This window comes from Odoribacter sp., assembly GCF_985060555.1.
On record NZ_CFKYFN010000090.1, the window covers coordinates 105233 to 118426 of the forward strand.

The following is a 13194-nucleotide window of genomic DNA, read 5'->3' on the forward strand; positions in this document are numbered from 1 at the left end:
GCAGATGTTCGCCGCTTAACTGAATACCTGAAGGCGGTTGGCATCCAGACGTAAAAAGATAAAGATCAAAATAGTAAATGCCCAAAGGGAAGAACCTCCGTAGCTGAAAAAAGGCAGGGGGATGCCGATGACGGGAGCCATTCCGATCGTCATTCCTATATTGATCGCCACATGAAAGAATAAAATGCTGGCTACCCCGTATCCATAGATGCGGGAAAAATCCGAACGCTGACGTTCCGCCAGGTAAATAATTCTTAAAATAAAGGCCATAAGTAGTCCGATCAGTATGGCCGAACCGACAAAACCCCATTCTTCGCCGACTGTACAGAATATAAAATCGGTACTTTGTTCGGGAACAAAATTGAATTTGGTCTGGGTACCCTGTAGAAATCCTTTTCCTAATAAGCCTCCTGAACCTATTGCAATTTTAGATTGATTGACGTTATAACCGGCTCCGGTCAAATCGGTTTCTATCCCCAATAAATTATTGATCCGGTCTTTCTGGTGGGGCTGTAATTTTTCGAAAGCATAGTCGACACCTACCGTCGCTCCGATACAAACCCAGGAAGCCAGTAAAACGAGCAGTATATGCTTCATCTTACGCTTATATATAAAATAAATACCGATCAAACCGGTCGATAAATAAGCGTACAATAATAATCTTTCATTTCCGATATTGAATTCAAATAACCACTTCAAAAATAATAAAAATAGGAAGCAGCTTACCAGGAAAATAATGATCCGATAAAATTCCTGTTTATTCTGACGGTAATACAGGAAGGCTATCAACGTCCCTGCAATAATCAGAGATAATACGACGATGGGGGGATAGATCAGGGTGAATATAAAAATAGCTATAGCTATAAAACATAATAATAGAAGTGAACCATGTAAACCTTCTCTATACATTACAAGGATAAACGAACTGTATACCAGTGCAGAACCGGTATCGTTCTGCAAGACAATCAAACCGGCCGGAATAGCCAATAACAAACCGATCAATGCCAGGCTTGAAAAGCGCATGATTTTAAAACCATGCCTGCTCATTACATTCGCAATAGCCAGACAAGTAGCGAATTTTCCGAATTCGGCCGGTTGTATCCGGATACCTCCGATTTCAAACCACGAACGGGCTCCATGGGATTCTACCCCGAAGACCAGTACGGCGGCCAAAAGTCCGACCGTCAGTCCATAGATCACAAAAGAAAAAGCGGTAAAAAATTTACTGTCGGTAAGTAAGATAAAAATACCCAATACGAAGGCAGCCCCGATCCACAACAATTGTTTTCCGTATTTCAGGTCGATATCCAAAATATTGCTGTGGCTTTCATCGTATACAGCCGCATAGATATTCAGCCATCCCATAAAAACCAGGAGGGTATATAAGAAAATGGAGAGCCAGTCTATATTTTTCAAAAGTTCTGATTGCCTGTTCATAATTCCAAGATTAATCTTCTTCGTTTTGCTTTTCTTCTGCTGTCTTCAAATGCTGTTCTTTCTTCGGAGTTTCCGGGATAATCAGATTAGAGTTCAACATTCTTTCCTCAATTGCTTTTTTGCGGGGAGCGATCTTGCCCTTGAGGTATTTCTCCATAATCAGTCCTCCGATAGGTACTGCATATTGGGCACCGAATCCTCCGTTTTCAATATAGATAGCGATCACAATTTTAGGGTTGTCTTTAGGAGCGAAGGCCATGAAAATGGAGTGATCCTCTCCATGCGGATTCTGAGCTGTCCCGGTTTTACCGCATATGACTACCGAATCGATAGAAGCCCCGCGGGCCGTTCCGCTGCTGGCTGCCATCGCCATACCTTCTACGACGATATCGAAGTATTTCCGGTCACAGTCGACCGTATGTTTCTCGACCTGATTGTTCGCCCCTTCGATCGGACGTACGATATGAGGAGTCATATAATACCCCCGGTTAGCCAATACACAGGCCATATTGGCTATCTGCAAAGGAGTAAGCTCCAACTCTCCCTGTCCGATAGAAAGAGACATAATATAACTCCAGCGCCAATCCTGAGTCCGGAATTTGCGATCGAATAGCGGAGGAGTGGGAATTGAACCACTGATCTCATTGGAGAAATCAGGACATATCTTCGCACCTAAACCGAAGGAACAAATAAAATCTCTCCATTCGATGTAAGCATCCCGAACACTATCGTATTTCCGATTTTCCAGTATCCTTCGCCACACATTTACAAAATAGGGATTACAAGACTGCTGAATAGCCTGGTACAGATTCAGGGGAGAATTGTGATTGTGGCATCCCATCCGGATCCCTCCGATAGCTGTCTTAGCTTTCCCGTAACATTCGAAACAAGTTTCAGGGGTAATGACTTCTTCCTTTAAACCATACAGTGCTTGCAGTGTTTTAAAAGTAGAACCGGGAGGATAAGCTCCTGAAACGGTACGGTCGAACAGAGGCTTATTGGGATCCTGATTCAATTTTTTATAATTTTTACCTCTTTCCAGGCCGATCATCAGTTGGGGATCGTAGCCGGGGCTGGAAACTTTCAGTAGGATTTCACCTGTCGAGGGTTCCATAGCGATGATTCCGCCTCTCTTATTTCGCATGAGCTGGTAAGCATATTCCTGTAAGTCGATGTCCAGCGTTGTCGTGAGATTTTGTCCTACGATAGCGGGTTTATCATATAGACCGTTTTGGTAAGAGCCTTTTACACGATTATAATTGTCAACCAGTAGGATTTGTTCCCCTTTCGTACCTCTCAGCAGATTTTCATAACTTTTTTCGAGTCCGTTGACTCCGATATAGTCACCGGGAGCGTAGGTGCTGTCCTGTTCGACCAAAGTTTGGCTGACTTCTCCGATATATCCGAAGACATCGGCAGAATGGGAAACGTTATACTTTCGTAATGTTCGGGTCTGCATGAAAAATCCCGGATATTTGTGTAATTTTTCCTGCAATACGGCATATTTGTTGGCCGTGATCTGAGAGATCAGGACAGAAGCCTTGAAAGGAGAGTATTTCCGGCATTTGACCATATTTTTAATCAGCATATCTTTATCTATACCCAAAATAGTGATCAGCTCGGTTGTATCGAAATCTTTCACCTGACGGGGAATCACCATGAGGTCGTATGCCGGCTGGTTTTCTACCAATAATTTACCGTTCCGGTCAAAAATCAATCCTCTGGCCGGATATTGAGTCGCAATTCGTTGAGAGTTCATCATGGCTTTTATCTGGAATGAATCGTCTATCACCTGCATATAAAATAAGCGGATGATATAAATACAACAAACACAGATAATGATAGCCGAGATAACTGTTTTCCGATGTGTGTATTTGTTCATAACAATCTAACCGGGAATTTGAAAATTCAATATGCTCGAATTCAATTCTATTGGTTCTGTTTTTTCTTCAAAGCTATAAAATAATATAGCAAGATGAAAAAAGTAGAAGCTAAAGTGCTGAATAAAATACGCAGGCCGGTGATCACGAAATTGTGGACACTGAACGTTTCACAAAGGATCAGCACGGTGTTGAAAATCGCAGTACTGATAAAGACATATTTGAAAAACCAACCGAAATCACTGATTTTCTGTTTTCCCTGAATATCGTCGATCTGTTCCCGGTTTGAAGTCAGCATCAACAAACGGGGACGAATATAGGCCAATAAAGTCGTTGCCGCAGCATGAATACCCATGGTGTGGTTGGCCAGATCGACAAATAAACCTAAAAAGAAACCGAAAAACAAAATCGTTGCATTACGTAAACGGTAAGGCAGAATGTATATGGCCAGAATATAAATGTTGATATAGACGTAGGAGTGAAGCTGAATATTATCCAATATGGTCAATTGGAGTAATAGCAACACGAAGAGATGTATAACAAATTTGATATTACTCATGATTTTCCCTCCCTAAAGCCTGTTGTTCTTCTTTTCTGGTATTAGCGATAATGTATACATCCGAGATGCGTTTAAAATCAGTTGCAAGTTTTACTTTTATCGTCAGAAAATTAGCCGTTTCCTTATTTACCGATTCTACGAAGCCGATCATCTCACCTTCCGGGAAAATACTGGAAAATCCTGAAGTCACAATCGTATCGCCCACTTCTGTATCTACATGAAAGGGTATGTCGTTCAGATAAGAATACCGATAATCGTCTCCGTCCCATTGAAGTGAACCGTAGTAACCGTTTTTTTTGATTTTCGCTGAGATCCGAAGATTGGTATTGATCAAGGGTAATACCCGCGCATAACGATTGCTTACTTTCTCGATAATACCGACCACTCCTTCACTCGAACAAACGGCCATTTCGGGTTTGCTCCCCTCAGTTGCGCCTTTGTCGATAACAATATAATTTTTAGTCTTGTTAAAACTGGAATTGATCATTTCAGCTGTTTTGTATACATAATCGACATCGGCAGAATCGGTAGGGGCCCATAATGTATCCGCATTACTGATCCGATTGAGAAGTTTCAGTTTTTCAATCTCATTTCTCAATTCGGTATTCTCTGCAACTAATTTTTCGTTGGTTACTTTCAGATAGAAATAATCGTCTACCCGGGTAACCACGGAAGATATGGTTCCGAAAAATGATGCTGTATAGCCTGAAAACACAGTTCTCTGATAGTTATTGTGTAAAACTATCAGAGAAAAGGAGAGGACTTCCAACAAAATAAAAATTATAGTAAAATGATATTTTAATATCAGTTTTATAATTTCTTTCACAGCCTAATGGGTTTACCTGATCAGGAAAGAGAACTTATCGACATTCTTTAAAGCAATACCTGTTCCCCGGGCAACAGCTCTCAACGGATCTTCTGCAATATGGAAAGGGATATTGAGCTTATCGGTCAGACGTTTGTCCAAACCTCTCAATAAAGCACCACCTCCTGCCAAATAAATTCCTTTATTGACGATATCTGCATATAGTTCGGGGGGAGTTTGTTCCAAAGCTCCTAGAATAGCGATTTCAATTTTTGATATAGATTTCTCCAGACAGTGAGCGATCTCCTGATAGGATACCGGTACTTCGACAGGTAACGAAGTCATCTGATTCGGTCCCTGTACGATAAAATCGGCAGGCGGTTCATCCAGTTCGGACAGCGCAGAACCTACATGTATTTTGATTTGCTCGGCAGTTCTTTCCCCGATCCGAATATTGTGCTGATGACGCATATACTCCTGAATGTCGTCGGTCAAATCGTCACCGGCAATCCGGATAGATTTGTTGCTAACTATACCACCTAAAGAAATAACGGCAATTTCGGTTGTACCACCACCTATATCTACGATCATATTTCCTTCGGGAGCTTCTACATCCAAGCCGATCCCCAAAGCAGCCGCCATCGGCTCATAAATCATATATACATCTCTTCCTCCTGCATGTTCTGAAGAGTCACGGACAGCCCGGACTTCAACTTCCGTACTTCCCGACGGGATACAAACGACGATCCGCAAAGAGGGAGAGAAGAACTTACTATTTACACTTGCCATTTTAATCATACCGCGCAACATTTGTTCGGCAGCGTTAAAGTCGGCAATAACCCCATCCCGTAAAGGCCGGATGGTTTTGATGTTATCATGTGTCTTTCCCTGCATCTGCCGGGCTTTTTCTCCGATAGCGATAACCTTTTCGGTCTTCCGGTCGATAGCGACAATGGAGGGTTCGTTTACCACCATTTTATCGTTACAGATGATAATCGTATTCGCTGTTCCTAAATCGACAGCTATATCTTGTGTTAGAAATGAAAATAATCCCATTTTAAATGAACGTTAATAATTTATGAGCGTCAACCTCAATGGATTGTTTAATGTTTAAAATGTCTCATGCCGGTGAAAATCATAGCGATACCGTATTTGTTCGCAGCATCGATAGACTCCTGGTCTCTGACCGATCCTCCAGGCTGTATGATAGCTGTAATACCTGCTTGGTGAGCAGCTTCTACACAATCGGAGAAAGGGAAAAAGGCATCCGATGCCATCACACTTCCCGCAATACGATCGCTTCCCTGACGGATAGCGTTTTCTAAGGCCCAAATCCGGCTGACCTGTCCCGGGCCGACACCCGTTGTACACAAATCTTTAGCGATAGCGATACCGTTCGATTTGGTATGTTTCACTACTTTCCAGGCGAAGAGCAGATCTCTCATTTCAGCTTCGGTCGGTTGCCGTTTTGTGACGACTTTCAATTCCGATTCATGAAGTAGCTGGGTATCCGAATCCTGAATCAATAAGCCGCCAAGCACTGTTTTCGCTTTGCTGGCTTTCCGGTTTTTCTGATCGATATGGTCGAGTTGTAATAAACGTAAATTTTTCTTTTTAGTCAATATTTCCAATGCCTCTTTAGAGAAAGAAGGAGCTACGATCACTTCCAGGAAAATCTTGGCCATTTCGGTTGCCGTGGCTGCATCTATTTCCCGGTTTGCCGCCACGATTCCACCGAAGATAGAAACCGGATCGGCTTCATAGGCTCTCCGGTAGGCTTCTGCCAATGTTTCTGCACTCCCGACCCCACATGGATTAGCGTGTTTGGCTGCAACTATAGTCGGTTCGTCGAATTCTTTTAAGGTTTCGAGTGCTCCGTCGGTATCTCCGATATTGTTGTAAGAAAGCTCTTTACCATGCAATTGGACAGCTCCGGTAAGTGTGCCTTGCGTCCCTAGTACAGAAGCATAAAAAGCAGCACTTTGATGGGGATTTTCGCCGTACCGAAGATCTTGCTTTTTCTCGTAGGTGAGAGTCAGTGTTTTCGGGTATTTGATATTCAGACGTTCGGAAAAATATCCTGCAATCAGAGCATCGTAGTGGGCGGTGTGGATAAATACTTTCGCTGCCAGCATTTCTTTGGTTTCGGCTGTCGTATCTCCGTTGTTTTTCAACTCATCGATTACCAGTCGATAGTCTTCGGGATCGGTGATGACCGTAACGAATTTGTAGTTTTTAGCAGCGGCCCGGATCATAGTGGGCCCGCCGATATCTATATTTTCAATGATTTCTGCATGGGATACCCCTTCTTTCAGAATGGTTTGTTTAAAAGGGTAAAGGTTACAAACCACAATATCGATCGGTTCTACTCCCAGTTCTGCCATCTGTTTCCGATGCTTTTCGTTGTCACGGATCGCCAGAATACCACCTTCTACATTGGGATGCAGGGTCTTCACTCTGCCGTCAAAACATTCGGGGAACTTAGTCAGATCTGAAATATCCTGAACTTTAATGCCTTCTTCTTTCAGTTTTTTAGAGGTCCCGCCGGTTGAAATGATCTCCCAGCCCATAGAATCCAGTGATTTAGCGAACTCAACAATACCTGTCTTATCAAATACACTAATTAATGCTCTCTTCATCCGGATTATATTTTTTTAGTTATCATCCGAGCTATCGGATTTTATTCATTTTATACAAATCGTATTTCGTTGCAAAGGTAAAAAAAAAGAAGATTATTTTTATATAAAATCGCAGATAGTGCATTTTTTTTATGGATACACCTATTCGCTGTGTTTTAATAATTGACAATGAGTTTATTACCTACTTTTGAAATGGGATATCCTTTCAAGGGGTAAATTTCATAAGTCAGATTGAAAGGGGTTCCGTAACGAAGTGAAAATTGAGTGTGACAAACCGGACAAACAGCCAGTTCTCCGTCCAAATCTTCTTTCGTAAAATGGGAAGTCAGTTCCTGGCAGTTGGTACAGGTGGCATCCCAGCAAGCATATTCGGTATCGTTCAAACGGATGACGACGATTCCTTGGCCATTATATCCCAATGATTTGGCGTCCGGCTGGGAACTGGTCAGGTAAATAGGCTGGCCGGGAACCTGAAGATTACTTTCGCCTCCTATTCCTAAATTAATCTGTGTATATACCGGGACATAAGGAATGAGGTGTTTATCCCTGAGTTTTTCGTTGAATTTATCCCCGCAACCGATATTTATTCCCAAAGTGATGGAAACTAATAAAAAAAATACTATTTTTGATTTCATGAATAAGAAATTTGCGACACAAATATAATAAATATGAATATCTCTACAGCAGAATTCGATTGGATTTCCCTGATATTGGTCATAGGGGCTGGACTTATCGGTTGGATAAAAAGTAATAATGCAAAGAAAACCCAAGTCCCGCCTGTTTTTGAACAACCCGGTCAGATCGGGGAAGAAGAAGAGATTCTGCCCAATGTAGAAGAGTATACAATAACTGAAAATAAAGATGTTTCAGATGGACCGGTTATACAGGAAATCGTTGCTGATTATTACAGAGATCCGAAAGTCATGATTGACGACAGGGATGAATTACCGGCCGAAGAAAATGAAGAGGAAGAACACGTACAGTTCGACATCCGGCAGGCTATTATCAGCAGTGAAATTTTAAAACGGCCTCAATATTAAAACCGGATACCGATACCTGTAGAGAAGGTGAATAAATAAGGTTTGAAATCGATGTCGTCATTCCGACTTAAAGATTGCAGAAAATATTTGAAGCCCGGCTCGATCATAATTCTGATGTTAGACGTGACCGGATATTCCATCCCCAATCCGATATCCGTACTTATATTGAAATTACGGATATCTTCTGTACTTCCGATATATTCTTTGTCTCTTCCATTCCTTAAGAATACCTTGTTATTTACGATAAAATTGCCGCTTACTCCTCCCGATACGGCAAACAATACTTTATTATTATTCAGTAAATACCGCACATGAAGAGGAATTTCGAGCGTACCGAAAGTTTGTTCGATGGTTTCACTGCTGCTACTGTTCAAACTACTGAGCAAAATAGCTTCCGGACTACGGTAGGCGACACCTTGGGTACGGGTTTTAATATTTCCCAACGGAGTGGCGATCATCCGGTCACTATGTTGGAGCGAAGGGAGCATCATCGCCCGGACTCCCGAGCCTGCTCCGGAAGTTTTCTGTCCCATACGGGAATAGAATAATCCTGTTTGTACGGAAAATCTTTTATTGGCAGAGACAGATAATTTTAATCCACCTCCGACATTCATCAAGCCGTCCATCTGGTTACTGGAATAACTCACTCCCCTGGAATTTTTTAACGAAGAGGAATAACTACCGGATGAATAGGCCGGAACAAAGTGGCCGCTGACCATCACTTTGATTTTTCTTTTTTCATCCGTTGTCAAGGAAGTGGGCGTATTCAGTAATTTCTGATATTCTTTTTGATTTTGATAGGCTTCTTTACTGGTTAAAGGAATAAAATTGCGTTGAAGCTTCCGGGTAGAAATTGCATAGTCCGGTGCTGTCTGCTCGATAAATCCGGCTTCACCGGCTCGATGCATTTGAATCGGTTCTAATTCAGTCCTCTTGTTTTGTGCTATCAAAACCGGTACTTCCGTCACCGTCTCCTTCGTTACATATTGAACGGTCTTTTCTTCTTGTATAGAATCGGAGAAGGTATCCGGCAAATTCGTGGAATCTTTTGTTTTTAATATTTCTGTACCGGTAATACCGGCAACTTCTATTTCGGGTGATTCGACGGAATAGAACAACCAAATTCCGATAAAAGCGGCGACCACTGCTGCTGCAGCTGCAGTGCGCCACCACCACAACGCCACTTTGTGTTTGTTTTTGTTCAGCTGTCGTTCTATATTTCCCCAGATATAGGGAGGAGGCTCATAACTTTTATCCTGAAGGGCCTTTTTAAAAAGATGATCTAAATTATTGTTCATGGTCTAAATATTCCTTCACTTTTCTTTTTAATATTTCCCTGGCTCTGGCCAGATTGGATTTCGACGTACCCTCGTTAATACCGAGTAAGGCTGCGATATCCTTATGGGACATTTCTTCGATCACATAGAGGTTGAAAACCATTTTGTACCGTTCCGGAAGTTGATTTACAAAATCAGCCAACACTTCTTCCGGAATGCTGACCTCTTCGTCTATGTCCTCGTTATCTTCGATTTCAGGTAACTCCTCTACAATTTGCAATGGGGAATTTTTCCTGAATTTCTCCATTGCCGTATTGATCATGATCCGTTTCATCCATCCCTCAAATGAACCTTTTCCGGTATATTGCCCGATAGAAGTGAAAATTTTGATAAATCCATCCTGCAACGTATCTTCGGCATCTGCCCGGTCTTTGGAAAAACGGAGACATAATGCAAACATTTTTGCAGAAAATATCTGATAGATTTTCTCTGCTGCCTGTCTGTCACCCTGTTTGCATTTATCTATTATTCGGTCCAAATTACACATCAATATCTGTTATAGAGATGTAAGAAATTTAAAAAGGTTGCGTCCCTGATAAAAAGAAAATCAGAAAAAATGAAATGATTTACCAATGTTCACAATTCCATTATGAACATTGGTAAATATGAGTAGAATAGAAGCCGGATCATAGTACCGGTTTGGTCTTTTCAGCCAGCCATTGAGCTTCCTCGGGAGTCAGATAAGGTGCAGTTTTTTCATAGACTGTTTTGTGATAGTCGTTCAGCCATTTTTTTTCATCTTCACTTAACAAATCAAGTAATAGAGCTGAAGTATCGAAGTAGCAGAGTGTTAATGTCTCAAATCCATACCATTCCCCGAATTCATTTTTACTGACCGGGATACATAAAATCATATTTTCATGCCGAATACCGTGCGAACCTTCCCGATACAGACCAGGTTCGTCGGAGGTTACCATACCGGGAACCACATCCTGGTTTTTCAATTCCTGGCGGATAGCCTGAGGACCTTCATGTACATTTAAGAAAAAGCCGATCCCATGCCCCGTACCATGTCCATAGTTCCGGCAAGTTTGCCAAAGAGGCTGACGAGCGATAGCGTCTATATTACAACCTTTGGTACCTTTCGGAAAAATGCATCTGCTCAGTGCAATCATTCCTTTTAATACGGTGGTGTAATCTTCTTTTTCCAAGCGAGTTAGTTCTCCAAGTGGAACTGTCCGTGTAATATCGGTCGTACCATGTGTATATTGGCCCCCGGAATCGATCAGATAAAATCCACGTGGCTGCAGTTCTGCATCTTCTCCCGGAATAGCCGAATAGTGAGGCAGTGCTGCATTGGCACCATAAGCTGAAATGTTGGCAAAACTATCTTCTGCATATCCGTCATTTTGGGCTCTGAAAGCCGAAAGTTGTTCGGAAACAGAGATTTCCGTCAAATGGTTGCCGATATTACGTTCCACCCAATAAAAGAATTTCGTCAGGGCTACACTGTCTTTTATACAAGCTTTTCTGAACCCTTCAACTTCTATCGGATTTTTGATGGCTTTTGCCAAAACAATAGGTGACTCTTGTTCTTTTACCTGAAATTCTGTAAAGAGTTTATGATAGACAGCATAATTTAAGGTGGCCGAATCCACGGTAAACACCGAATTTTTGTCTAGTTCTTCCAGGAATAAAAACAAATGATGATAATCCCGGATTTCTATACCTTCCTGACTTAATTGACTTGCGATTTCGCGAGAGACTTTGGTATTTTTTATAAACAACCAGGCTTTGGCTTTACCGACAACTGCATAACTGATGGCAACAGGATTGTAAATGATATCGTTGCATCTTACATTATATAACCAGGCGATTTCATCCAGGCAACTGAAAAGCATATAATCTGCATGTGCAGCTTGTAACTTTTCCCGGATCATGGTTATCTTTTCATTAGCCGATTTTCCGGCAGTAGCGGTAGGTACTAAAAAGAGTTGGGCATCGGGTAAGGAAGGACGATCCAGCCATATCTCTCCTAATAGATCTGTTTTTTCTACAACAGTAATCTGTTTGGGGGTTAGGGTCTCTTGCAGATTTTTCATGTCACAGACAGAAATACAGAAACTATCCAAACCGACCCGACTTCCTTCCGGTAAGTTGGTTGCCAGCCATTCCGGATAATCGACCGCTTCCGGCACTCTCAATTTATGCATCTGTATTCCCGAATCCTTCAGTTGTTTTTCCGCCTGTATAAAATAACGGGTATCTGTCCAAAGTCCGGCTTCATTTTTCAAGACGACAACCGTACCGAAAGATCCTGTGAAACCGGAAATCCATTGTCTTTGTTTCCAGGCTGCCGGTAAATATTCACTATTGTGCGGATCGGTTCCGGATATAATATATGCATCCAGTGATTCGCGTTCCATAATGGCTCTTAAAGCTGAAAGTTTTTCCTTGATCGTCATAATCCAGATTTTAAATTTCACCAAATATAATAAGAAAAATTAAAATTCTAGCAGCGGTTGTCATCGAGTAGTGCTATTTTCTAATAAAAGAATAGAAATGTTATACATTACAATTGTAATACATGGGGATTTTACAGGAATTAAAGGTTCTTGTATTACAAATGTAATCAAATTCCAAAACAACAGAAGTGAATTACAATCTTAACTCAGGGGATTTGGAATATTTTACATTTTTTATATTTTAAGATATATAATAATGATTATCAGTATTATATATCCTATTTTGAATAAATTACTTTAATTACCTGGGGCAAACTTCAGTTGTTAAAGCGATAAATAAGGCAATTTGAAGGTATTTATATTTATATATTTATTTAATATCCAGTTATTTATGTTATATCATTTTATATTTCACTTCATATAAAAAACAGAAATATAACCTTAGGAATATATATTCAAATTGTTAATTTACAGAAACTTAGTATCGAATAACCTTTTAACTGCTCACTAAATTACTGATTTTAAGGATTTAACCATACCGATAAATCATGGATTGATTGTATTATTACATTTGTAATGTATATCATATTACAAATGTAATTTTGATAGTTGCAGAATATATATTACATTTGTAATGCAATATTTTACAAGATGCAAGAGAGATTTAAGCAGCTTTTGGAAGAAAAAAATCTGACAGCAACTCGTTTTGCTGCAATGATCAAGGTCAATGCTTCGGCGATGTCACATATTCTGAACGGGCGAAGTAAACCCGGATTCGATGTATTGGACAAAATTGCACAAGCTTTTCCGGACGTAAACTTAAATTGGTTGATTTCCGGTAAAGGCTCTCTATACAATAACCGTATTTCCACTCCGGCTAAAGAGGTTGAAAAAATACCTGTTCAGAAAAATTTATTTGAAGAAGAAGAAAAACGCTTTCCTATCGAAGAAAAAAATACAAAAGCAGAAGAGATTTTACGACCGGCCGTTTCCGTCGCTTCGATACCTACAGCCAAAGGAAAGAAGGTCAAACGGATTATCTTATTTTTTGAAGACGGCAGCTTCGAAGATTATGAGAAATGAGGTTATCTT

12 protein-coding genes are annotated in these 13194 nt (G+C 40.9%); 2 read left to right on the top strand and 10 right to left on the bottom strand.

Annotated features, from left to right (window positions below; genetic code table 11):
* Positions 1 to 15: 15 nt before the first annotated feature.
* The 7 genes from rodA to AC5RDS_RS12035 form a co-directional block, all read right to left on the bottom strand.
* Positions 16 to 1437, bottom strand: coding sequence for a rod shape-determining protein RodA (gene rodA, locus AC5RDS_RS12005; RefSeq protein ID WP_013611052.1), 1422 nt, complete (start codon positions 1435 to 1437; stop codon positions 16 to 18).
* Positions 1438 to 1447: 10 nt separating this feature from the next.
* Positions 1448 to 3319, bottom strand: coding sequence for a penicillin-binding protein 2 (gene mrdA, locus AC5RDS_RS12010; RefSeq protein WP_013611051.1), 1872 nt, complete (start codon positions 3317 to 3319; stop codon positions 1448 to 1450).
* Between the two features lie 47 nt (positions 3320 to 3366).
* Positions 3367 to 3876, bottom strand: coding sequence for a hypothetical protein (locus tag AC5RDS_RS12015; protein ID WP_013611050.1), 510 nt, complete (start codon positions 3874 to 3876; stop codon positions 3367 to 3369).
* Positions 3869 to 4702, bottom strand: coding sequence for a rod shape-determining protein MreC (mreC, locus tag AC5RDS_RS12020; RefSeq protein WP_494222355.1), 834 nt, complete (start codon positions 4700 to 4702; stop codon positions 3869 to 3871). The genes AC5RDS_RS12015 and mreC overlap by 8 nt, the downstream gene beginning before the upstream one ends.
* Before the next feature lie 12 nt (positions 4703 to 4714).
* Positions 4715 to 5737, bottom strand: coding sequence for a rod shape-determining protein (locus AC5RDS_RS12025; protein WP_013611048.1), 1023 nt, complete (start codon positions 5735 to 5737; stop codon positions 4715 to 4717).
* Between the two features lie 47 nt (positions 5738 to 5784).
* Positions 5785 to 7320 (bottom strand): bifunctional phosphoribosylaminoimidazolecarboxamide formyltransferase/IMP cyclohydrolase, encoded by a 1536-nt coding sequence (purH, locus tag AC5RDS_RS12030; protein WP_022160904.1) that lies wholly within the window; start codon positions 7318 to 7320, stop codon positions 5785 to 5787.
* A 155-nt stretch (positions 7321 to 7475) separates the two neighbouring features.
* Positions 7476 to 7955 (bottom strand): Rieske (2Fe-2S) protein, encoded by a 480-nt coding sequence (locus tag AC5RDS_RS12035; protein WP_013611046.1) that lies wholly within the window; start codon positions 7953 to 7955, stop codon positions 7476 to 7478.
* Positions 7956 to 7988: 33 nt separating this feature from the next.
* On the opposite strand from AC5RDS_RS12035, the gene AC5RDS_RS12040 reads away from it, so the two are divergent.
* Positions 7989 to 8360 carry a hypothetical protein gene (locus AC5RDS_RS12040; RefSeq protein ID WP_013611045.1) on the top strand — a complete coding sequence of 124 codons (372 nt, stop codon included), beginning with the start codon at positions 7989 to 7991 and terminating at the stop codon, positions 8358 to 8360.
* Here the strand turns inward: AC5RDS_RS12040 and AC5RDS_RS12045 are convergent.
* The 3 genes from AC5RDS_RS12045 to AC5RDS_RS12055 form a co-directional block, all read right to left on the bottom strand.
* Positions 8357 to 9658 (bottom strand): outer membrane beta-barrel protein, encoded by a 1302-nt coding sequence (locus tag AC5RDS_RS12045; protein ID WP_172720443.1) that lies wholly within the window; start codon positions 9656 to 9658, stop codon positions 8357 to 8359. The two genes, AC5RDS_RS12040 and AC5RDS_RS12045, sit on opposite strands and share 4 nt — an antisense overlap.
* Entirely contained in the window at positions 9648 to 10184 is a 537-nt protein-coding gene (locus AC5RDS_RS12050; protein WP_022160901.1) for an RNA polymerase sigma factor, read from the bottom strand. The genes AC5RDS_RS12045 and AC5RDS_RS12050 overlap by 11 nt, the downstream gene beginning before the upstream one ends.
* A 139-nt stretch (positions 10185 to 10323) precedes the next feature.
* Positions 10324 to 12102 (bottom strand): aminopeptidase P family protein, encoded by a 1779-nt coding sequence (locus AC5RDS_RS12055; protein WP_022160900.1) that lies wholly within the window; start codon positions 12100 to 12102, stop codon positions 10324 to 10326.
* Between the two features lie 651 nt (positions 12103 to 12753).
* Between AC5RDS_RS12055 and AC5RDS_RS12060 the strand changes: the two genes are divergently transcribed.
* Complete coding sequence (locus AC5RDS_RS12060) at positions 12754 to 13185, top strand: helix-turn-helix domain-containing protein (RefSeq protein ID WP_041556351.1); 432 nt, start codon at positions 12754 to 12756, stop codon at positions 13183 to 13185.
* Positions 13186 to 13194 lie beyond the last annotated feature (9 nt).

Bases quoted from the DNA above. Each gene is read 5' to 3' on its own strand.
- AC5RDS_RS12055 (WP_022160900.1), bottom strand. From the start codon at position 12,102: ATGACGATCAAGGAAAAACTTTCAGCTTTAAGAGCCATTATGGAACGC.
- AC5RDS_RS12015 (WP_013611050.1), bottom strand. From the start codon at position 3,876: ATGAGTAATATCAAATTTGTTATACATCTCTTCGTGTTGCTATTACTC.
- AC5RDS_RS12035 (WP_013611046.1), bottom strand. From the start codon at position 7,955: ATGAAATCAAAAATAGTATTTTTTTTATTAGTTTCCATCACTTTGGGA.
- AC5RDS_RS12040 (WP_013611045.1), top strand. From the start codon at position 7,989: ATGAATATCTCTACAGCAGAATTCGATTGGATTTCCCTGATATTGGTC.
- AC5RDS_RS12050 (WP_022160901.1), bottom strand. From the start codon at position 10,184: ATGTGTAATTTGGACCGAATAATAGATAAATGCAAACAGGGTGACAGA.
- AC5RDS_RS12025 (WP_013611048.1), bottom strand. From the start codon at position 5,737: ATGGGATTATTTTCATTTCTAACACAAGATATAGCTGTCGATTTAGGA.
- purH (WP_022160904.1), bottom strand. From the start codon at position 7,320: ATGAAGAGAGCATTAATTAGTGTATTTGATAAGACAGGTATTGTTGAG.
- mrdA (WP_013611051.1), bottom strand. From the start codon at position 3,319: ATGAACAAATACACACATCGGAAAACAGTTATCTCGGCTATCATTATC.
- AC5RDS_RS12045 (WP_172720443.1), bottom strand. From the start codon at position 9,658: ATGAACAATAATTTAGATCATCTTTTTAAAAAGGCCCTTCAGGATAAA.
- AC5RDS_RS12060 (WP_041556351.1), top strand. From the start codon at position 12,754: ATGCAAGAGAGATTTAAGCAGCTTTTGGAAGAAAAAAATCTGACAGCA.
- rodA (WP_013611052.1), bottom strand. From the start codon at position 1,437: ATGAACAGGCAATCAGAACTTTTGAAAAATATAGACTGGCTCTCCATT.